Raw genomic sequence first — 21,011 nt, 5'->3', positions numbered from 1 at the left:
GCGCCTCGCGGATGCTTATTTCCGCCATCGGCGGCTGTGGGCGACGCCTTTGGCGAGGCCCGTTGCGAGACTGGGCTGACCCAGCCGAAGGAAATCGGCCATCTGCCGCCCGTCAGCGGATCTCATTGAAACGTTCTGATCAGCCATGCCTCCCTGAAGAGACATGTCCCCTTGGGACGTCATTGAAGGAGTGACTCTATGGAAAGCTCGAAGCAGCCAAAGCACAACGTCTCGCGCCGCGCGTTGCTGCGCACCAGCGCGACAGCCGGTGCGGCCGCCGCAGCTGCGGGCAGCATCGCCGCGGCCGGCCCAGCCGCGGCGACCGCGAGCGCCTCAACCGCGGCGCGACGGAGTACCTCCCCGGCGGGGAACCTGATTCTGCGCAACGGCCGGATTCATACGATGGACAGCGCCGGTACCGTCGCCGGCGTCATCGCGATCCAAGGCGGGGTGATCACCTATGTCGGGAACAGCTTCCACCGAGCGCGTCGGTCTTTCGCCGAGGATCCGCGGGTCATCGACCTGCACGGCAGGATCGCCATGCCCGGTCTGATCGACTGCCACAACCACTTCGTGCTGATGGGTAACCGGCCAGGGCGTCACACCCCGTTGGAGAACGCCTACTCCATCGCCGACGTTCTGGCCCTGTACCGCCGACGCGCCGCGGCCCTGCCCGCGAACAACAAAAGGGCGGCGGGTGCGAGCGACTTCATCACCACCATCGGTGGTTTCACCCCGAACCAATTCGCCGAGAAGCGGCTGCCCACGCTCGCCGAACTCGACGACGCCGTCCCGGATCGGCCGGTCTACATCCAGGTCGGGTTCACCGGTCCGGCGGTCACCAATTCCCTCGGAAAGACGTTCTTCGAGAATGTGAGCGGCCCGTTCGGCCCGGTGCAGGTGGGTGCGGACGGCTCCATCGCGGGGGCGCCGTTCCCGGGGAGCGGGCCGTCGACCAAGGCATTGCTGGCACTGCGCCGGACGCTGACGTTCGACGACCGCAAGTCCAGTGTGCGGGACGCGATGGCCTACGCCGCGAGCCTCGGGGTGACGACGCACCTCGACCAGGGCGCGTTCCAGGCCACGAACACGCCCGACGACGGGGCCGCGAGCGAGGACAACTTCGCGATGTACAACCCGTTCCTCGCGGTCTACGGAGAGGGGAACCAGCGGGACGCGGTCACCGGCGGACTGCCGGAAGCCGTCGTCCGGCTGCGTACCAACGCCCTGCTGTTCGACAGTGAACCCGACATCCCCGTGGCCAAGGCGCGACTGCAGAACACGTTCCCGTTCTTCGGCAACGACCTGGTGCGCACCGGCGCGATCGGTGAATTCCTCGCGGATTTCCAGCACTACGCCGGCGGGAACGACACCTGGACGAACGCGGCGACGGCCGTGGCGAAGGCCGGATGGCGCGCCGAGGTCCACTCCATCACTCCCTCGGACTTCCGAACCGAGATCGAGGGCTTCGAGGCGGTGAACTCGCAGACATCCATCGAACACCTCCGTTGGGTGGTGGCGCACGCCACTTTCATCACGCCGGACTACGTCGCCCGGCTGAAGGCACTCGGCGGCGGAGTGAACGTGACGCCCTACCGATACTTCGGAACGGCGGTTCCGGCGGGACCGCCATACCGGATGCTGGCCGACAGCGGCATCCCGCTCGGGCTGAGTTCGGACGGCATGCAGATCGCGCCCCTGAACCCCTGGATCCACGCCTACTACGCCACAACCGGCCTGAACGCCCTGGGCAACCAGGTCAACCCCGGCCAGCAGCTGACCCGCGCCGAGGTCCTCGCCGGGTTCACCACGTCGAACCAGTGGTTCCTCGGCGGGGAGGACGAGCACCTGCTCGGCTCGCTCGAAACCGGTCGGCTCGGCGACGTGGTGGTACTCAGCGATGACTACTTCACCGTTCCCGACTCGCAGTTGCGATCGCTGCACTCGGTCCTCACCGTCGTGGGTGGCTCTGTCGTGCACTCGGGCGACATTCGCTACTGGGTTGCTGACGCTGGATCCGGCGCTGAAGCCGGTCATCGTGATGGGGGACCGGGGGTCGTTGGCCACTGAATCAGGGTTCTGTCAGGCGCCGGGCTCGTGTGTGGCGGAGCGTCCGGCGTCCCAGGCTGCCTGGATCATGCCGAAGACCTCGTCCACGGTGGCCTCCGGATCGTCTGATTCGCGGGCCAAGGAGAAGGCATCGATGGCGAACCGGGCGATCGCCTGGCAAGCCGTCGTGGTGTGCAGCGGGTCGGCCACGGCGTCCGCCGCGATCGCCGTGGCCAAAGCCTGTGCGTGCCGCAGCCGCATCGACGCCTCGTACTGCCGCAGCGCCGGCGTCTCGTCGATCATGCGCCACATCGGGGCGGCATCGTCCGTCGTGCAGTGCCGGATCAGGGCCTTGACCTGGCCGCGCAGGGCCGGGATCAGCGGCTCGTCGGGCCTGCGGTCGGTGACGGCCCGCACGAGGCCGCGCTCGAAGTCCTCGTCCTGGTCGAAGACCAGCGCCTCCTTCGCCGCGAAGTGCGAGAACAGCGTGGTCACGGCCACGTCGGCCTCGGCGGCCACCTCCCGGATGCCCACCGCGTCGTAGCCGCGCTCCAGGAAGAGCCGCAACGCGGTGTCGGCGATCTTCTGGCGGGTCGCGGCCTTCTTGCGCTCGCGGCGTCCCGGCGGCTCGGGCCGCGCAAGCTGCTCAGGCTGCTCAGGCTGCTCAGGCTGCTCAGGCTGCTCAGGCTGCTCGGTCATGGCTGAACACTATCAGGTGTGAAACCGTAGCTGTTTCAAAATGCTAACCGTTAGTGCTACGGTCTGCCGCATGAAGAAAGTGAGCTTCGCCGAGTTCGGCGGTCCGGACGTCCTGCACCTCACCGACGCCGAGGAGCCCCACGCCGGCCCAGGTCAGGTGCGCATCGCGGTGCGCGCGGCAGGCGTGAACCCCGTCGACTGGCGGGTCCGGGAAGGCCAGAAGCTGGCGGCACATCCGCTCAAGCTGCCCTCCGGCGTCGGGCTGGACGCCGCCGGGATCGTGGACGAGATCGGGGCGGGCGTCGAGGGGGTCGAGGTCGGCGACTCAGTGTTCGGCGAAGGCTCGGAGACCTACGCCGAGTTCGCCGTGCTCGGCGCGTGGGCCCGCATACCCGAGGGGCTGTCGTTCGAGGAGGCCGCCGGATACCCCTCGGTGGTCGAGACCGCGCTGCGCATCGTCGGCCAGGTCGGCGTGCGGCCCGGGGAGACGCTGCTGGTCAGCGGCGCGGCCGGGGGCGTCGGGTCGGCGGTGCTGCAGGTCGCGCGCGATCGCGGCATCGCGGTGATCGGCACGGCGGGAGAGGCGAACCAGGACTACCTGCGCAGCCTCGGTGCCGTCGCCACGACGTACGGCCCCGGCTGGGTCGAACGGGTGCGCGGGCTCGGACGCGTGGACGCGGCGCTGGACCTGGCCGGCTCCGGCGTCATCGGCGACCTCGTCGAGCTGACCGGGGATCCGCAGAAGGTCGTCTCGATCGCCGATCTCGGCGCGCCGCAGTTCGGCGTGCGGTTCTCCGGCGCGGCCGGCAGCGTGCCGGACGCGCTGGTCGAGGCCGTCGCGATGATCGAGCGCGGGACGCTGCACATACCGGTCGAGACGTCGTACACCCTGGCCGACGCCGCGCAGGCGCACATCGACAGCCAGGCCGGCCACACGCGTGGCCGACGGGTGATCGTCGTCTAGGAACGTCGGCGTGCTGTCGCTGCGGCGCCGGCCTACCAGCCGACGACGCGCCGATCGTCCTCGGCTTCTCGGAACCGGATCCGGGTGTTGAGGACCCACTCTTCCAGTTGAGCTTCGAGCAGCTGCCGCGTCTCGGCATAGGAGTCCAGGGCCGCCGCGCACGCCCGGTCCGCACTCTCAAGTCTGCGCCGCGTCTCCAGCACCGCCTGCTGATCCCCGACGAGCTGTACGACGGTCAGCCGTTCGAGGAGCCGCTCACGTAAGTGTGTGCAGAGGCTCACCGTCGACTGCGCCTCGTACTCGGCCAGCAGCAGCTGCCCGATCCAGGCGTCGCTGACCGCCTGTTCGGCAGTTCGCACGACCGCGCGCTGATCGAGGCCGCGGTCGTCCCGGTTGATGTCCATGTACTGTCACCTCCCTGTGGCGTCTTCGAGCACTGACGGTAAGTGTGCACCGCCGTGAAGGCGCCAAGACTTCCGGCTTGACCGTTCTGCTGAGATCGAAACGGGGGCAGTTGAGGTATTTCGGTGGTGTGGCTGCGAAGTGTTGGGATCCGACCTTACGACCATGGCGCCACCCTCCGCACCTTGATCGGGTTTGTCGTGGGGTTGTCGGTCGGCGCCGAGGTCCATGCCCGGAGAACGGACTTCGGGCGGGCCGCGTTCAGTGGCCCGCCCGGATCTCCGTGTTCTGACTTACTCGGCGGGCTCGGCGGTGCCCCGCGGGACGAAATCCCGTTGCGGTGATCCGTTCCGCCGGTCAGGATCGCGCCATGACGACCTCTGCCCCGGACGGCCGCGCAGGCATCGACGCAGCGCTGGTCAAGCGCCTGATCGCGGCGCAGTTCCCGCAGTGGGCCGGGTTGTCGGTGACGCCGGTCGAGCTCGACGGCTGGGACAACCGTACCTATCGGCTCGGCGCCGACATGACCGTGCGGCTGCCGACCGCCGCCGGGTACGTCGCCGGGATCGCCAAGGAGAACGAGTGGCTGCCGCGGCTCGCCCCGCAGTTGCCGTTGCCGATCCCGCAGGTCCTGGCCACCGGTAAGCCGGGGGAGGGGTATCCGCATCCGTGGTCGGTCCGGGGCTGGCTGCCAGGTAGCACGCTGAGCATGCCGGAGGTGGCCGATCCGGTGCGGTTTGCCACGGATCTGGCCGCGTTCCTGCACGCGCTTCAGGCCTGCGACACCACCGACGGTCCGGTGGCCGGCGAGCACAGCTTCTACCGTGGCACTCCTCCGTCCTTCTATGACGCCGAAACCCGTGCCTGCCTGGTGGATCTCGACGGACGCATCGACACCCGCCGCGCCGCCGCAGTCTGGGACGCCGCGCTCAAAGCCGAATGGGACGGCGAACCGGTCTGGTTCCACGGCGATATCGCCACCGGCAACCTGCTTATCGACGCGGGCCGGCTCAGTGCCGTGATCGATTTCGGCACCAGTGGCGTCGGCGACCCGGCGTGTGACCTGGTCATCGCGTGGGTGACGCTGACCGGCGAAGCGCGCGAGGCCTTCCGTGCCGCGATGGCGCAGGACGCGGGTATGTGGGCTCGGGCGCGTGGCTGGGCTCTGTGGAAGGCGATGCTTCAGCTCAGCGAAAGGGTGCAGCTTGACCCGGCGCTGGTTTCGGTCATCGAGAGGGTGATCGCGGATATCCTCGACGACCACGACCGGCACGGGTAGCACGACCGGCACAGCACGACCGGCACAGCACGACCGGCACGGCACGACCGGCACGGCACGGCCGGCGCGGCGCGGCCGGCGCGGCGATCGCGGTCGGCATGGCGCGGCCAGCGCGGCCAGCATGGCGCGGCGATCGCGAGCCGCACACCTGAAGCGCTTAAGCGAATTCCGGTAGTCTCAAAGCCTCACCACAATCGCTCGCGGAGGCCCAGATGACCGCCCTGACCCGCTCGGAGCCCTCCGCGCAAACCACCGACGCGCGAGGCGTCATCGCCTTCCTCGACGCCATCGAGGGCGTGTCCGGCATCGAGCCGCACAGCATCATGCTGCTGCGTCACGGCCACGTCATCGCAGAGGGCTGGTGGGCTCCCTACGACCCGGACGGCGTCCAGCAGGTCTACTCGCTGAGCAAGAGCTTCACGGCCACGGCCGCCGGATTCGCTTGGGCGGAAGGGCTTTTGGACCTCGACGCCCCGGTCGTCTCGTATTTCCCTGAGCTGGACAGCGAAATCACCGACCCGCGCAGCCGGTCGATCCTGGTCCGCCACATCGCCTCCATGTCCGCCGGCCACACCTCCGAGCAGTGGGACCGGGCCCTGGCCACGTACTGGGAGGAGCCCGTTCGCGGCTTCCTGCTCGACCCGCCGGACGGCACCCCGGGCGTCACCTTCGCCTACAGCCAGTCCACCACCTACGCCCTCGGCGCGATCATCCAGCGCCAGTCCGGCCAGTCGCTCGTGGAGTACCTGCGGCCCCGGCTCTTCGAGCCGCTGGGCATCGGCGAGGCGTTCTGGCTCCGGCACCCGCCGGCCGGACGCGACCTCGCCTTCGCCGGCTTGCACGTCACCACCGACGCCATCGCGCGCCTCGGCCAGCTCTACCTCCAGGGCGGAGTCTGGGAAGGGCGGCAGCTGCTTGCGCCGGAGTGGGTAGCGGAAGCCACGCGCAAGCAGGTGGACAACAGCAACAGCGACGGTTCCGACTCAGACTCGGACTGGTCCCAGGGCTACGGCTTCCAGTTCTGGATGGCCCGGCACGGCTACCGCGGCGACGGCGCCTTCGGCCAGCTGTGCGTCGTCCTCCCCGAGCACGACGTCGTCCTAGCGATGACCTCCGAATCCGTCGCCATGCACCTCATCCTCGAAGCGGCCTGGACCCACCTGCTGCCTGCCTTCGACCGCGAGGGCTCGGCCGAGGCCGACGCCGCCCTGAAGCAGCGGCTGACCGGCCTCCAGCTCCCGTTCCCCGACGGAGAAGATGTCCCGGACAGCGAGTTCACCGTTGCCCACACGGTGGTCGAGCGGCTCCGGAAGGTCAGCCTCACGGCGCAGAAGCTGACCCTCCAGGAGGAGGACGGCACGGTCACGACGCTGCCGTTGCTCCCCGGCTCCTGGCCGCCGCCGACCGGACACCTGTCGGCGCGCGCCGTCCGGACGGACGCCGACACCGTGCGCGTCCACCTACAGTTCGTCCAGTCGCCGCACAAGCTCGTCATCACCGGCGATCTGCGCAGCGGCACGTTCAAAGCGGACTGGCGGGTGGCCCCTCTGGGGAGGGTGTCGCAGTTGTCGCTGTTCGACCTCGCCAACCCCGAACCGCGCACGGCGCCGTGACCGTCGTTCAGCTCGTCGTCCAACTCATCGTTCAGCTCGCCGTGCACACCGGAGTCGGAGCAGGGTTGGTCCCGCTGTAGCTCGCCTGGAACCCGAACGAGGTGGTGGCTCCGGGCGCGACGACCGCGTCGGAGCTCACCGCGGTGAACGTCTCGCTCTGGCCGCTGTGGGATTCGGTCGCGTTCCAGGCATTGCTGACCTGCTGGCTGCTCGGCCAGGTCCAGCCGACCCGCCAGCTGTGGGTCGCAGCCGTCCCGGTGTTGGTGATGGTGACGTTCGCCGTGAAGCCGTTGTTCCACTGGTTCGACACCGCGTAGGCGGCGGTGCATCCGGCGTTGGTGCCAGTGCCCTGAGTCGTCGCGGTCACCGAGTTCGAGGCCTGCGATACGTTCCCGGCGGCGTCGAATGCCTTGACCGTGTAGGTGTAGGCGGTCGAAGGGCTCAGGCCGGTGTCGGTGTAGGTCGTGCCGGCCGCCGTGCCGACGAGCGTGCCGCCGCGGTAGACGTCATAGCCGGTGACGCCGACGTTGTCGGTGGACGCCGTCCAGGACAGCGTCGCCGAGGTGGCCGTGGTCACGGTCGCCGCCAGGTTGGTCGGAGCGGTCGGCGGCGTGCTGTCGCCGCCGCCTCCACCCCCGCCGGCGAAGCCGGGGGCCTTGATCGTGGCCAGGTAGGCGTCCTTGGCGGTGTTGACCGTGGTCCAGTCGTCGTTCAGGATGCCGCCGGTGTCGCCGGAGTCGGGGTTCCAGGACCAGAACGTCCACTGGTAGGCGTCGGAGCCGTAGGTGGCGGTGGGCCGCAGGTAGGTGACCAGGGTCTTGAGCCAGGTCTGGTCGATGGTCGAGGCCAGGGTCGTGCCGAACTCGCCGACCCACACCGGCGCGGTGTTCGACGCGAACAGGTAGCCCCAGTTCTTGTCCCAGATGCCCGGCATGTTGGACGGGAACGACGGGTCGGTGAACCACGGCTGGCTGGCGACGCTGGTCGCGTAGTCGTGCGCCGAGTAGACGAGCTGGTTCGCGACGTTCAGCTGCACCGGATACGTGCCGGCGCCCTGCAGGTTGCCGCCCCACCAGTAGGAGCTGCCGTTGAAGGTCTGCACGCCCTCGACGAAGATCAGCAGGTGCGGGTTCACCGCCAGCACCGCGTTGCCGGCGCGCTCGGCGGCCAGGCGCCAGTCGATGGTGACGTCGCCGCAGCCCCAGCACGCGGGGTCGTGCGGCTCGTTGTGCAGGTCGATGCCGACCGCTGTGGGGTTATTCTGGTAGCGCGTGGCGATGGATGTCAGGTCACTGATCCACGTCGACTCCGGCACCGAGGCCGTGTACCAGAGTGCTGACTGCCCGCCGACGTCCGGCCGGTGCCGGTCCAGGATCACCTTCAGGCCGATGGCGCCCGCGTAGGCCACGATCTTGTCCATCACCTGGAGCGAGGTCAGGCCCTGCAGGTCGGTGTTCATCTGGTAGAAGTTGATGCTGTTCGGCATCGTGCCGGGCTTGAAGATGTCGTCGCTGTAGGGCAGCCGGATCGTGTTGTAGCCCAACGACTTCATCTGGTCCATCATCGACTTGTAGTCGCGCGACCAGAGGCCGTGGACGACGTCGTTGCTGGTCTCGAAGCCGAACCAGTTGACGCCGGCGATGCGGACCGGCTGGTTCCCGGAGTCCAGGATGTCGCGGCCGCTGGTGTGCCAGTAGCCTGCGCCGGCTGCCGGTGTCGCCAGTTTGATATTCGCCGCAGTCGCCGGCTGCGCGACCGTCCCGGCGAGGATCAAGACCAAGGCTGCGGCCATGTGCCGTATCGACAATCTTCGAAGTCTGATCCGGCTCATGGCGACTCCTGTCTGTGTGGTCCGTGGCCTGTGGCCTGTGGGGTTCACTACAGGGCACGAATATCGGCGCGGCAACCGAGTGCTCCGGGCCGGACTCCGACGCGGGGACGATTCCCCTTGTCATGGCAGTGGTTCCCGAGCCGTGCGCGGGCTTCGGCACATGGAAGTTTCACCCTCGGCCGGCGACCGTCCCAGCGTGGGGCGAGTGTTGACGAGCCCGGCCGCCCGCCCTAAGCTCCCCAAGCATCTCATATATGAGATCTGACGAACCCCTTCGCGGGAGCGTACGAAACGGAGCCGACATCCATGACCGCCGCACCGGCCGCCACGACACCGGACGACGCGACACCACCGCCCCTGGCCCACCTGCGGGACCGCCTGGCCACGGTGGTGGCGATCCCGGCCACCCCCTTCACCTCCGCCGGCGACGTCGACTGGGACGGCCACGCCGCGCTGCTCCGCCGCCTGGTCGAGCACGGCGTCCAGGCCGTGACGCCGAACGGCAACACCGGCGAGTTCTACACGCTCAGCGACTCCGAGAAGAAGCAGGCGGTGGAGTCCACGGTCCGGGCCGTGGACGGCCGTGCCGAGGTCGTCGCGGGGGTCGGCCTCGACATCGCCTGCGCCGTGGACGCCGCCGAGCGCGCGGCGCGCGTCGGTGCCAGTGCCCTGATGATCCACCAGCCGGTGCACCCCTACCGCTCGGCCGAGGGCTGGATCGAGTACCACCGGGTCATCGCCGACACCGTGCCCGACCTCGGCGTCATCCTCTACATCCGCGACGCGCGCGTGGCCGGGGAGCACATAGCCACGCTGGCCGAGCACAGCCCGAACGTGATCGCCGTCAAGTACGCGGTCCCGGATCCGGTGCGCTTCGCCTCCGTGGCGCGCGACGCCGGGCTCGAAGCCTTCGCCTGGATCGCGGGGCTGGCCGAACTGTCCGCCCCCGGCTACTTTGCCGTCGGCGCGACCGGCTTCACCTCCGGCCTGGTGAACGTCGCGCCCCGGCTGTCGGCGGCGATGCTGGACGCGCTGCGCGGCGGCGACTTCGCCAAGTCGATGCTGCTGTGGGAGACGGTCCGCGAGTTCGAGGAGCTGCGCGCGGCCGACGCCAGCGCTGACAATGTCAGTGTGGTGAAGGAGGCGCTGGCGCAGCTCGGCTTCGTCGGCCGCGACGTGCGCCCGCCGTCTAGGGTGCTGCCGCAGCCGCTGCGGGATCGGATCGCCGTCGTCCTGGAGGAGTGGCGGAGCGGGGGCTGGTTGTGACCGGTGAGGCGGGGAATCAGGACACGTCGACCACGCTGCGCAGCGCGGCCTGGTTCGGCGAGGGCGCGACCGGCGGCTATCTGCGCGCGTTCAGCCATCGCTCGCGGATGCGGCAGCTCGGCTACCTGCCCGAAGAACACCTGGGCAAGCCGGTCATCGCGATCCTGAATACGTGGTCTGACATCAATCCCTGCCACATGCACCTGCGCGAGCGCGCCGAACAGGTCAAGCGCGGAGTGTGGCAGGCCGGCGGATTCCCTTTGGAATTCCCGGTTTCCACGCTCTCCGAGACGTTCCAGAAGCCCACGCCGATGCTTTACCGCAACTTGCTGGCGATGGAGACCGAGGAGTTGCTGCGCTCCTATCCGGTGGACGGCGCGGTGCTGATGGGAGGCTGCGACAAGACCACGCCGGCGCTGCTCATGGGGGCCGCCAGCGCGGGGCTTCCGGCGCTGTTCGTGCCGGCCGGACCGATGCTGCGCGGCCACCACCGGGGCAAGACGCTCGGCAGCGGCACGGACTTGTTCGCCTATTTCGACGAATACCGCGCCGGACGTGTCGGGGAGTGCGAGATGGCCGAGGTCGAGTGCGGTCTGGCGCGCTCGCCGGGGCACTGCATGACGATGGGCACGGCCTCGACGATGACCGCGTGCGCCGAGGCGCTCGGCATGACGCTGCCCGGGGCGTCGTCGATCCCCGCCGTCGACTCCGCGCACCATCGGATGGCCGCGGCCTCCGGGATGCGTGCGGTCGCGATCGCTCTGGAGGGCGTGACCCCGCAGCAGGTGATGACGCGCGAGGCGTTCGAGGACGCGGCGGCCACGGTGCTCACGCTCAGCGGCTCCACCAATGCCCTGATTCACCTGATCGCGATGGCCGGACGGGTCGGTGTCACGCTGCGGCTGGACGATTTCGACGCGATCGGGGAACGCGTTCCGGTGTTGGCCGACGTCCGGCCGGTCGGCAGGTTCCTGATGGAGGACTTCTACTACGCCGGTGGTCTCAGAGCCCTGCTACGCCAGCTTGCCGAGGTTCCCGGATCGCTGCATCCGGACCGGCCGACGGTCGCCGGCGTCCCCTTCGGCCAGTATTACGCCGACAGCGAGACCTACGACCCCGAGGTGATCCGCACGCCGGCGAACCCGGTGGCCGAGCACGGCGGCGTCGCGGTCCTGCGCGGCAACCTGGCCCCGGACGGCGCGGTGATCAAGCACCTGGCCGCCGAGCCGCGGCTGCTCACGCACAGCGGGCCGGCGGTCGTCTTCGACTCCTACCCCGATTTGCAGGCCCGCATCGACGATCCGGCGCTGGGGATCACCGAGGACACGGTGCTCGTCCTGCGCGGCGCCGGTCCGCTCGGCGGGCCCGGGATGCCGGAGTACGGGATGCTTCCGATCCCCGCGTACCTGCTCAAGCAGGGTGTCACGGACATGGTCCGGATCTCCGACGCCCGGATGAGCGGCACGAGCTACGGCACGTGCGTGCTGCACGTCGCCCCGGAGTCGCATGCCGGCGGGCCGTTGGCGCTGGTGCGCACCGGCGACACGATCACGCTGGACGTTCCGGGGCGCACGCTGCGTCTGGAGGTCGACGACGCCGAGTTGGCGCGGCGGCGTGCGGCGTGGCAGCCGCCGACGCCGCGGTTCGAGCGCGGTTACGGCGCGCTGTACGCGGAGCACATCACGCAGGCCGATCAGGGTTGCGACTTCGACTTCCTCGCGCGGCCCGGGGTGAATCCGGCGCCGGATCCGCACTGAGCACAGGCGCACTGAGCACATCCGCACCGAGCCACATCTGCACTGCATCTGCAGCACCCGCACAGCGCACACGCAAAACGTAAGTCGTATGCCAGTTCACGGCCACCGCCGGGCCTGAATCCGCCCGCCGGTCCCGCATCAGGCCCCTGTCGCACCACTGCGGCGTCGGCTTCTCACGCCCACTCAGCGAAGGACACCCCTATGTCCGTGCGCACAAAATCGTCCATGTCCGGATCCATGTCCCGCCGCACCCTGCTCGGCTCGCTCGCCGCCGGTGCCGCCGCCGCGCCGCTGGTGTCCGCGTGCGGCGCGCCGGGGTCGTCGAGCTCTGCCAAGGCCGCGCCGCCGAGCACGCTGGCGACTGTGCCGTCCAAGCCGGTGGCGCTGAACGTTCTGGACGTGGCCGGGAACCTGCAGCTGACGCAGCCGATCCTGAACGCGTTCAAGGCGCAGCACCCTGAGATCGTCTCGGGGATCACCACCAGCACCGGGACCGCGCCGGAGCTCGCGCCGAAGGTGCAGGCGCAGCAGCAGGGCGGGAACGTGCAGATCGATCTGGTGCTGACCGGGACCGACGGGCTGGCCGCCGGGATCGAGAAGCAGCTGTGGTACGGGCTCAAGCCGTACTACGACACGTTCTTCCCGGGGCTGATGGCCAACTACCAGCCCGCTGCCGCGTCCATGGCGGCGCTCGCGCAGGACCAGGGGATCGAGTTGGTGGTCACGCCGTCCGGGCCGCTGTTGGAGTACGACCCGGCGAAGGTGTCGACGCCGCCGACGACGCCGGACGCGTTGCTGGCGTGGGCGCAGGCGCACCCCGGCAAGTTCCAGTATGCGCAGCCGCGCAACTCGGGTCCGGGGCGGACTTTCCTGATGGGGCTGCCCTACTTGCTCGGGGACTCGGACCCGAGCGACCCGACGAATGGCTGGGCCAAGACCTGGGACTACCTGGCGCAGCTGGGCAAGTACGTGCAGAGCTACCCGACGAAGACCTCTGCGACGATGACCGGTATCGCGCAGGGGACCGTCTGGATGATCGCCTCGACGGCCGGGTGGTATATCAACCCGCGGGCCACGGGGACGGTTCCGGCCGGGATCAAGGTGGCGAAGTTCGACAATCTGACGTGGGTCAGCGACGCGCAGTACGGCGTCATTCCCAAGGGCATCCCGGCCGATCACCTGACCGCGGTGCTGCGGCTGCTGGCGTTCGCCCTGACCCCCGATCAGCAGGCTGCGACGTACGACAAGGGCTACTTCTATCCCGGCCCCGCGGTGAAGGGCGTGACGCTCGCGCAGGCGCCGGCTGCTTCGCAGCAGGTGGTGCAGAAGTACGGGGATCCGGACTTCGACGCGTGGACGTCTTCCGGGCCGATTCGGAACTCGCTGCCGGCTCAGGCACAGGTCACGGCGTTCGATCTGTGGGACAAGAAGATCGGCGCGGCGAAGTGACGATGACCGCGACCACACCTTCCTCCCCGGCGCCGGCTTCGACGAGGCCTGATTCCCAGCTCGGCCTGCTGAGCCTGCGGGGCGTCAGCCGGGCCTACGGCGCGCACACCGCGCTGCACCCGCTGGATCTGGAGATCGTCGGCGGCGAGTTCATCGCGCTGCTCGGGCCGTCCGGGTGCGGCAAGACCACGGCGCTGAACTGCCTGGCCGGGCTGCTGCCGCTGACCTCCGGCGAGATCGAGCTGGACGGCCGGCGCGTGGACACGCTGCCGCCGGAGAAGCGCGGCTTCGGGATGGTGTTCCAGAACTACGCGCTGTTCCCGCACCTGACGGTCCGCGCGAATGTAGCCTTCGGCCTGAAGATGCGCGGCGTGGCCAAAGCGGAGATCGAACGCCGCGTCGCCGAGGTGCTGCGGCTGGTCCGCCTAACCGAGCACGCCGCGAAGCACCCCGCGCAGCTGTCCGGCGGGCAGCAGCAGCGCGTCGCGATCGCGCGGGCGATCGTCACCGAGCCGGCCCTGGTGCTGATGGACGAGCCGCTGTCGAACCTGGACGCCGCCCTGCGCCTGGCGATGCGCGGCGAGATCCGGCGCATCCACCAGGACTTCGGGCTGACGACGGTGTACGTCACGCACGACCAGGAGGAGGCGCTGTCCCTGGCCGACCGGCTGGTGGTGCTGCACGACGGCCGCGTGAGCCAGATCGGAACGCCGGCTGAGCTGTATGAGCATCCGGCGGACCCGCACGTGGCGGCCTTCATGGGGTATCGCAACCTGCTGCCGCTGACGGTGTCTTCGGCCGAGGCCGCGACGGCGCTCGCCGAGGGCGACGGCCTGCGGATAGTAGGGACCCCGGCTGGCGAACCCCCGCGCGCTGGCGACGAGGTGCTGGTCGCGATCCGGCCCGAGGACCTGCACGTCGCCGCCGAGGGCGAGACGAGTATTGGTGAGGCGACGGCGGAGATTGTTGAGTACCACGGCCGCGTGCTGCATGTGGAGGCGGCGACGAGCGAGGGTCGACGGTTGCATCTGAAGGCCCACGAGCCAGTACGGCCCGGCGATCGGCTGCGCGTTGCGGTGGCGGCCGAGCGGGCGCTCGTGTTTCGGGGCGCGGCGGCGGAGGTGCTGGAGGGCACGTCGGCGGAGGCAGCGTTGGTGCCGGAGGTAGAGACAGGGGCTACAACCGTTGCGGCACAAGGGGACTCGGGAGCTGAGGCTTCATGATCGCTACCACTGCGCCCGCCACCGCGCATCCAAGCTCGGTGCCGCGCCACCGCCTGGTTGCCGGAGCTGAGGCCTCATGACCGCCACCACCGCCCCCGCCGCCGCGCCTCCAGGCCCGGCCCGTCGCCCGGCGCTGCGTCATCGCCTGGCCGAGCGTGGCGTGGATCGCACGCTGCTGCTCGTCCTCCCCGGCGCCCTCGCCCTGCTCGCGCTGTTCTGCTATCCGTTCCTCTACGGGTTGCAGCTCTCGTTCCAGCCCACGCAGGGCGGCGTGTTGGGCGCGTATCACAAGTTCTTCAGCGATCCGTTCTCGCGTAAGTCGATCTGGGCGACGTTCTCGTTGGCCATTCCGGCGTCCGTTATCAATGTCGGCGCGTCCGTGCCGATCTCCTATCGGATGCGGCGGGACTTCCGGGGGAAGCGCATCATGCTCGCCGTGTTGGTCGTGCCGATCACGCTCGGGACGGTGCTGACAGCCGAGGGCATCCTGGAGTTCTTCGGGCCGGCGGGGTGGTTCAACCGCACGTTGCACCTGCTCGGGTTGGCGGCGTCGCCGATGCGCCTGACCATGAACTACACCGGGGTGTTGCTGTCGCTGATCATCAGCGGGTTCCCGTTCGCCTACCTGCTGACCCACTCCTACCTCTCCGGCATCCATCCGAGTCTGGAGAAGGCCGCTGCGACGCTCGGCGCGGGGTGGTGGCAGCGCTTCCGCTACGTCACGCTGCCGCTGCTGCTGCCCGGGCTGCTGACCACCTTCAGCCTGACGTTCGTCATGGCCTTCGCGGTCTTCCCCTCCGCGCTCATGGTCGGCGACCCCGACGGCCACACGCACGTCATCTCCATCGAGGCCTACGAGGCCGCGCTGGAACGCTTCGACTACGCGCAGGGCTGCGCCGACGCCATGATCATGACGCTCCTGATGCTGGCGGTGATCGGCGTGCTGGCCGCAGCCCGGTCCCGGATGTACCGGGGCGCGACGGGAGGCAAGGGATGAGCACGTCGAGCGCGACGATGCCTGACGCGTTGGACGCGTCGGCGCCGGGCCCGGATCGCCGCCGCCTGGCGCTGCGTCCCGGGACCTGGATCACCTGGGGCGTCCTGGCCTTCTTCCTCCTGAACCTGGCCGGCGTGATCACCACGGTCCTGCTGGACTCCTTCGGCACGCGCTGGTTCGACTCCTGGCTCCCCGGCGGCTGGACCGGCCACTGGTACTCCGACGCCTGGCGCGAGTTCAGCCTCGGCCGGGTCCTGGGCGTCACGCTGGAGGTGACGCTGCTGGTCGTCGCGATCTCGCTGGCGCTCGGCGTCCCCGCGGCCTACGCGCTGGCGCGCCGCGACTTCCCGGGCAAGCGCGCGCTCACGCTGCTGTTCGTGCTGCCGATCCTGGTGCCGCCGATCGCCTACGGCATCCCGCTGGCCACCATGCTCTACAAGGTCCACCTGGCAGGGACGCTGACCGGCGTGGTCCTGGCCAACCTGGTGCCCTCGATCCCGTTCGTGGTGTTCACGATGACGCCGTTCATCGAGCAGATCGACCCGCGCATCGAGGCGGCGGCGCGGGTGTGCGGAGCCGGGACGCCGACCGTGCTCGGCCGGATCCTGGGCCCGCTGCTGGTCCCCGGGATGCTGGCCGCCGGGATCCTGGTGCTGGTGCGGACGTTCGGCATGTTCGAGCTGACGTTCCTCACCTCCGGACCGAGCAGCCAGACGCTGGTCGTGACGCTGTTCTCGGCCGTGAACTCCGCCGGCATCCGCTCCACGCAGTCCATCGACGCCATGGCGGTCATCTACACCGGCTCCATGGCGGTCCTGCTGCTCATCGCGCTGCGCTTCGTGAACCCGACGCAGTTGGTCGCGAGGTCCGCGGACTAGAGACGAAAGAGGCCTGACATGAACGAGCACACCAGTCGCCGTGACGTCCTGCGCCTTGCGGCGGTCGGCGGGACTGTGGCTCTCGCCGGTGGGATAAGCCCATCGGCATTCGGTGCGACAAACGAGCGATGCGACGCCGACAAAGCGGCCGACCGCGCCGCCGACCGGATCGTGCGCTCCATCCAACGCCCGCGCATCCCGCGCCGAGACTTCGTCATTACTGACTACGGCAGCATCCAAGCCGCGATCCGCGCGGCCTCCGCGAAGGGCGGCGGCCGCGTGGTGGTCCCGGCCGGCACTTGGCCGACCGGGCCGATCCGCCTCGCCTCCCGCATCGACCTGCACCTGGCCGAAGGCGCCACACTTCTGTTCGACACCGACCCGCGCGCCTACCTGCCGACGGTCCACAGCCGCTGGCAGGGCATCGAGCTGATGAACTACTCGCCGCTGATCTACGCCTACGGCGAGCACGACATAAGTGTTACCGGTAAAGGGGTTCTCGACGGCCAGGCTTCGGCGGCGAACTGGTGGGCCTGGAAGAAGCCGGGCGACGCCGACTTCCCGGTGTTCGAGGCCTCGGTCAACGCCGGACTGCCGGTCGAGCAGCGCGACGGCACCAAGTACCACTTCCGCCCGGCTTTCATCGAGCCCTACCACTGCGAGCGCGTCCTGATCGAGGGCGTGACGCTGCGCAACTCGCCGTTCTGGCACCTGCACCCCACGCTGTGCCACGACGTGACGATCCGCGACGTCACCGTCGCCTCGACCGGCCCGAACACCGACGGCTGCGACCCCGAGTCCTGCGACGGCGTCCTGCTCGACCGGATGTCCTTCGACGTCGGCGACGACTGCGTCGCGATCAAGTCCGGCCGCGACGCCGACGGCCGCCGCGTGGACGTGCCCTGCCAGCACGTCGTCATCCAGAACAGCACGTTCGCCGCCGGCCACGGCGGCATCACCATCGGCAGCGAGATGACCGGCGGCGTGCGCGAGGTTTACGCCAGGGACCTGGCGATGACCAGCACCAGCCTGCAGGCCGGCCACCGGCTCAAGACCAACTCGGTGCGCGGCGGGTTCATCGAGGCCAGCCACGTCTGGCGGGTCGACGTCAGCGCGATCGGCGGACCGCTGCTGCTCATCGACTACAACTACGGCGAGGGCAACACAGGTTCGTACCCGCCAGTGGTCACCGACATCAACCTGAGCCACTGGACGGTCGCCGGCGCGATGCAGGGCTGGGACATCAAGGGATACCCGAACGACCCGATCGGCACCGTTCGGCTGCGAGACGTCACCATCGCGGGAGCGCTCACGACGCCGAACGTCGCGGCGAATGTCAGTGATCTGCTGCTGACCGATGTGGTGATCGACGGAGTCCCGCAGTGACCGCGTCGGTGCTGGTGACCGGCGCGGCCGGTCGGATCGGCGGTTACTTGCGGTCCGGCCTGCCGCCGTTGGGCTGGCGTCTGCGATGCCTGGACCTGGTCGGTCCGTCTGAGCCCGAACCCGAGCCCGAACCCGAGCGCGACGGCCTGTCGTGGGTGGTCGGCGACATCCTCGACCCCGAGGCGCTGGCGCAAGCCATGGCCGGCGTCGAGGCGGTCGTGCACCTGGCAGGCATCCCGACCGAGGCTCCGTTCGCCGATCTGCTGCCGGCGAACTTGGACGGCACGTATCAGGTCTTCGAAGCGGCACGGCGAGCTGGCGTGCAACGCGTGATCTACGCCAGCAGCAACCACGCCGTCGGCTTCCACGAGAGCGGGTCGCTGCTGACGGCCTCGGCGAGAGCGCGTCCTGATTCGCTGTACGGCGTCACGAAGGCGTTCGGCGAGGCACTGGGCTCGTTCTACGCCGATCGCCACGGCATGGACGTCGCGGCCGTGCGCATCGGGAGCTGCTTCGACCGGCCGCCGGGGGAGCGGGGCTTGGGCACGTGGCTGAGCCCGGACGATTCGGTGCGGCTCGTCGATGCGCTGCTGCGCGCGCCGTCGTTCGGGTTCGCGCTGCTCTACGGCATCTCCGCGAACACGCGTGCGTGGTGGGACCTGGAACCGGCGCGCGCCCTCGGCTACCGGCCGGAGGACGACGCCGAGGTCTTCGCCGAACAGATCCTCGCCGAGAACGCGCCACTGACCCACGACGACCCAGACCGCCGATTCGTCGGCGGACGCATGGCTGTGACCAGCGCTCCCCACCCGGGAGCGCGAGAGGGAAGGACCTGACAGCATGTCCCCACGAACCGCACGCCGGATCCGCGTCATCGGGATCTGGTCCCTGGGCCCGGCCGTCGTGCTGGCGACCGCGGCGACCTACCTGCTCGGCACACCGGCTTCGGCAGCTCCTGCGCGCGCAGGAGCAGCAAAAGCGGCTCCCGTTCTGGCTACCGGCGACAGTCGCAGTGTGTCCGAACCGAGTGTCCCGAGCACGGTCTGCGCCACGGTCCCCGCACAGCTGACGATCTCGGGCCGGACGTTCTCCTCCTCGCAGGAGTCGAACCCGCCGGACACGTCGCGGATCCAGCAGAAGCTGGACTCCTGTACCGGAAGCAGCGGCACGGTCGCGGTGAAGCTCGTGACGTCCGGCTCCGCGAACGCCTTCCTCAGCGGCCCGCTGACCGTCCACGCCGGCGAGGTCCTGCTGATCGACAGCGGTGCGACCTTGTACGGCTCCCGGAACCCGGCGACCTACCAGGTCTCCGGGAAGCCGACGTGCGGCACGCTGGCCGGTTCCGAGGGCGGCTGCAAGGCGCTGATCCAGGTGTCCGGGGCGAACGCCGGGATCGAGGGCGTGCAGAACGCCTCAGGACATCAGGGCACGATCGACGGCCGCGGCGACACCGCGATCCTGGGCGGCTCGACGACCTGGTGGCAGCTCGCCGACCAGGCCAAGGCGCAGGGGCTGAACCAGCAGAACCCGCGGCTCGTCGAGGCCGACTCCTCGAACGACTTCACGATGTACCACGTCAACCTGGTCGACTCGCCGAACTTCCACGTCGTCTACAAGGGTGGCAACGGGTTCACGGCCTGGGGCGTGCGGATCAAGACCCCGGCGAACGCCCGCAACACCGACGGGATCGATCCGTCCGGTGCCACGAACGTCACCATCGCCGACTCCTTCATCCAGGATGGCGACGACGGGATCGCGGTGAAGGGCGGCAGCGCGGCGTCGAACATGACGATCCGCGACGACTACTTCTGGGGCACGCACGGCATCTCGATCGGCAGCGAGACGAACGGTGGCGTGCGGAACATCCTGTTCGAGAACGACACGCTGAACGGCGTCGACAGCTCCGGGATCACCAGCAGCAGCGACAACGGGATCCGGATCAAGAGCTCGCCGAGCAACGGCGGGGTGGTGACGCAGGTCAGCTACCTGAACACCTGCCTGAGCGGGATGAAGGCGCCGATCGTGCTGGACACGCGTTACAGCGGCGGGAGCGGGTCGTCGATCCCGTCGTTCACGGACATCGTGATCAACGGGGTGCTCGCGAAGTCTTCGAGTTCCAGCGCCACTTCGGTGCTCAACGGCTACAACTCCTCGCACCCGCTCGGCGTGACTCTGGAGAACGTGCGCCTGGACGTGTCGAAGAGTACTGCCGAGTACGCGCAGGTGCAGACGTATGTCAGCTCGCTGATGCCGTCGGGGACGGGGGTCACGGTGACCGGGATCTCCGGCAGTGGGAGCGTGCCGTCGTGCACGTTCCCGGGCTACCCGGCGCTCTGAGCTGACTGGGTAGTGACCCGGCCGCGTCGTGCTCGTTCTCCACGTCGGAAGAATCCTCCTTTGTCGTGGTGAACCGAGTAGAAAGCCGTCCATATGCGGACCGATGTCATCTCCGGCCACGTGGATCCGTCGGGCGCCGCGTTGGAGTCGGCGATGGTGTTGCACTATCCGCGGCTCGTGCGGTTGGCGTACTTGGCGTTGCCGGGGGATGGGGAGCGGCATCATCGGGCGCTGACTGCGCACGGCATTGTGCAGAACACGCTGCCGCGTGGTGGGCGTGCGCCGCGCGTCGCCGGGGCCGAGGTCGGGGCGAGCGATGCCGCCTACTCGGCCTTGCGTCTGGCCGTCCTGCGCGAAGTGCTGTGGGCGCCGCGACGTCGGTGGCCCGGCTTCCTCGCGCTGGTGTTGCGGCCGCGCGTCTGGGGGTTGCGGCTGTTCCCGATCGGTGGCGGTGCGGAGGAGTTGCGGCTGGCGGCTGCCCTGCGTGACGCCGACCCCGTCGCCAGGGCCGCCTACGTCCTCATCGCGCTCGAAGGGCTCAACTCCCGGCAGGCCGAGGCCGTACTCGTTGCGGCCGGGGCGGACAACTGCCGGGTCGGGGCCGCCGCCGGGCAGCGCATGGCCCTGACATACCCGGCCGAGGTGGCGCTCTCCGGGGAGTTCGACCCCTGCACGCTGCGTACCGGGCCGGTTGATCTGCCGGAGCGTCGGCGCCGGATCCGGCTGGCGGCCGTGCTGACGTGCGGCGTCGTGGTGGTCGGGGCCGGACTCGGGGTGAGCGTCGTCGGCGGTGGTGGATCCGGGGATAGTGGAGGAGGCGGGAGCCAGAGCCAGGCCGCCGCACCGGAAACCGGCACCGTACCGACCGCCCACGGCCCCAT

Annotated in this window: 16 protein-coding genes and 1 pseudogene; 14 read left to right on the top strand and 3 right to left on the bottom strand. The window is 69.5% G+C overall.

Annotated elements, in window-relative coordinates:
- The first annotated feature begins 198 nt into the window (after positions 1 to 198).
- Positions 199 to 2,070: an amidohydrolase gene (locus GWK61_RS21860; RefSeq protein ID WP_194910886.1), complete on the top strand. Its 1,872-nt coding sequence runs from the start codon at positions 199 to 201 to the stop codon at positions 2,068 to 2,070.
- Between the two features lie 12 nt (positions 2,071 to 2,082).
- On the opposite strand, the gene GWK61_RS21855 is transcribed toward GWK61_RS21860, so the two are convergent.
- Entirely contained in the window at positions 2,083 to 2,748 is a 666-nt protein-coding gene (locus tag GWK61_RS21855) for a TetR/AcrR family transcriptional regulator (RefSeq protein WP_194910885.1), read from the bottom strand.
- A 70-nt stretch (positions 2,749 to 2,818) separates the two neighbouring features.
- On the opposite strand from GWK61_RS21855, the gene GWK61_RS21850 reads away from it, so the two are divergent.
- The gene (locus GWK61_RS21850) at positions 2,819 to 3,712 is read left to right on the top strand and encodes an NADP-dependent oxidoreductase (RefSeq protein WP_194910884.1); all 894 of its coding nucleotides are present in this window, start codon (positions 2,819 to 2,821) and stop codon (positions 3,710 to 3,712) included.
- Positions 3,713 to 3,744: 32 nt separating this feature from the next.
- On the opposite strand, the gene GWK61_RS21845 is transcribed toward GWK61_RS21850, so the two are convergent.
- Positions 3,745 to 4,116, bottom strand: a complete 372-nt coding sequence (locus tag GWK61_RS21845) for a hypothetical protein (protein WP_194910883.1) — start codon at positions 4,114 to 4,116, stop codon at positions 3,745 to 3,747.
- Positions 4,117 to 4,484: 368 nt separating this feature from the next.
- On the opposite strand from GWK61_RS21845, the gene GWK61_RS21840 reads away from it, so the two are divergent.
- Together GWK61_RS21840 and GWK61_RS21835 are read left to right on the top strand one after the other, a co-directional pair.
- Entirely contained in the window at positions 4,485 to 5,393 is a 909-nt protein-coding gene (locus GWK61_RS21840) for an aminoglycoside phosphotransferase family protein (protein ID WP_194910882.1), read from the top strand.
- A gap of 212 nt (positions 5,394 to 5,605) precedes the next feature.
- On the top strand, positions 5,606 to 7,006 hold the full coding sequence (locus GWK61_RS21835; RefSeq protein ID WP_194910881.1) for a serine hydrolase domain-containing protein: 1,401 nt from the start codon (positions 5,606 to 5,608) through the stop codon (positions 7,004 to 7,006).
- Between the two features lie 31 nt (positions 7,007 to 7,037).
- Here the strand turns inward: GWK61_RS21835 and GWK61_RS59650 are convergent, their stop codons facing one another.
- Positions 7,038 to 8,798 carry a cellulase family glycosylhydrolase gene (locus GWK61_RS59650; protein WP_194910880.1) on the bottom strand — a complete coding sequence of 587 codons (1,761 nt, stop codon included), beginning with the start codon at positions 8,796 to 8,798 and terminating at the stop codon, positions 7,038 to 7,040.
- A 345-nt stretch (positions 8,799 to 9,143) separates the two neighbouring features.
- Here GWK61_RS59650 and GWK61_RS21825 point away from each other — a divergent pair, with 345 nt between their 5' ends.
- The 10 genes and pseudogenes from GWK61_RS21825 to GWK61_RS21780 all read left to right on the top strand — a co-directional run.
- The gene (locus GWK61_RS21825; protein ID WP_194910878.1) at positions 9,144 to 10,103 is read left to right on the top strand and encodes a dihydrodipicolinate synthase family protein; all 960 of its coding nucleotides are present in this window, start codon (positions 9,144 to 9,146) and stop codon (positions 10,101 to 10,103) included.
- Positions 10,079 to 11,860: an L-arabinonate dehydratase gene (gene araD, locus GWK61_RS21820; protein ID WP_438939776.1), complete on the top strand. Its 1,782-nt coding sequence runs from the start codon at positions 10,079 to 10,081 to the stop codon at positions 11,858 to 11,860. Before GWK61_RS21825 ends, araD begins: the two co-directional genes overlap by 25 nt.
- 225 nt (positions 11,861 to 12,085) lie before the next feature.
- Complete coding sequence (locus GWK61_RS21815) at positions 12,086 to 13,309, top strand: extracellular solute-binding protein (protein ID WP_228562713.1); 1,224 nt, start codon at positions 12,086 to 12,088, stop codon at positions 13,307 to 13,309.
- Between the two features lie 2 nt (positions 13,310 to 13,311).
- Positions 13,312 to 14,532, top strand: coding sequence for an ABC transporter ATP-binding protein (locus tag GWK61_RS21810; protein ID WP_194910874.1), 1,221 nt, complete (start codon positions 13,312 to 13,314; stop codon positions 14,530 to 14,532).
- 76 nt (positions 14,533 to 14,608) lie between these two features.
- Entirely contained in the window at positions 14,609 to 15,529 is a 921-nt protein-coding gene (locus GWK61_RS21805) for an ABC transporter permease (protein ID WP_194910873.1), read from the top strand.
- A 17-nt stretch (positions 15,530 to 15,546) separates the two neighbouring features.
- Positions 15,547 to 16,407 carry an ABC transporter permease gene (locus GWK61_RS21800; protein ID WP_194910922.1) on the top strand — a complete coding sequence of 287 codons (861 nt, stop codon included), beginning with the start codon at positions 15,547 to 15,549 and terminating at the stop codon, positions 16,405 to 16,407.
- An 18-nt stretch (positions 16,408 to 16,425) separates the two neighbouring features.
- Entirely contained in the window at positions 16,426 to 17,793 is a 1,368-nt protein-coding gene (locus tag GWK61_RS21795) for a glycoside hydrolase family 28 protein (protein WP_194910871.1), read from the top strand.
- Positions 17,790 to 18,629 carry an NAD-dependent epimerase/dehydratase family protein gene (locus GWK61_RS21790; protein WP_194910869.1) on the top strand — a complete coding sequence of 280 codons (840 nt, stop codon included), beginning with the start codon at positions 17,790 to 17,792 and terminating at the stop codon, positions 18,627 to 18,629. Before GWK61_RS21795 ends, GWK61_RS21790 begins: the two co-directional genes overlap by 4 nt.
- A 4-nt stretch (positions 18,630 to 18,633) precedes the next feature.
- Entirely contained in the window at positions 18,634 to 20,130 is a 1,497-nt protein-coding gene (locus tag GWK61_RS21785) for a glycoside hydrolase family 28 protein (RefSeq protein WP_194910868.1), read from the top strand.
- A gap of 93 nt (positions 20,131 to 20,223) precedes the next feature.
- A pseudogene (locus GWK61_RS21780) lies at positions 20,224 to 21,011 on the top strand (hypothetical protein); the annotation flags it as partial.

Source organism: Catenulispora rubra, assembly GCF_015356825.1.
GTDB classification, from domain to species: domain Bacteria; phylum Actinomycetota; class Actinomycetes; order Streptomycetales; family Catenulisporaceae; genus Catenulispora; species Catenulispora rubra.
Note: the sequence above shows the minus strand (reverse complement) of the source record. Positions and strands in the feature narration are given on the sequence as shown.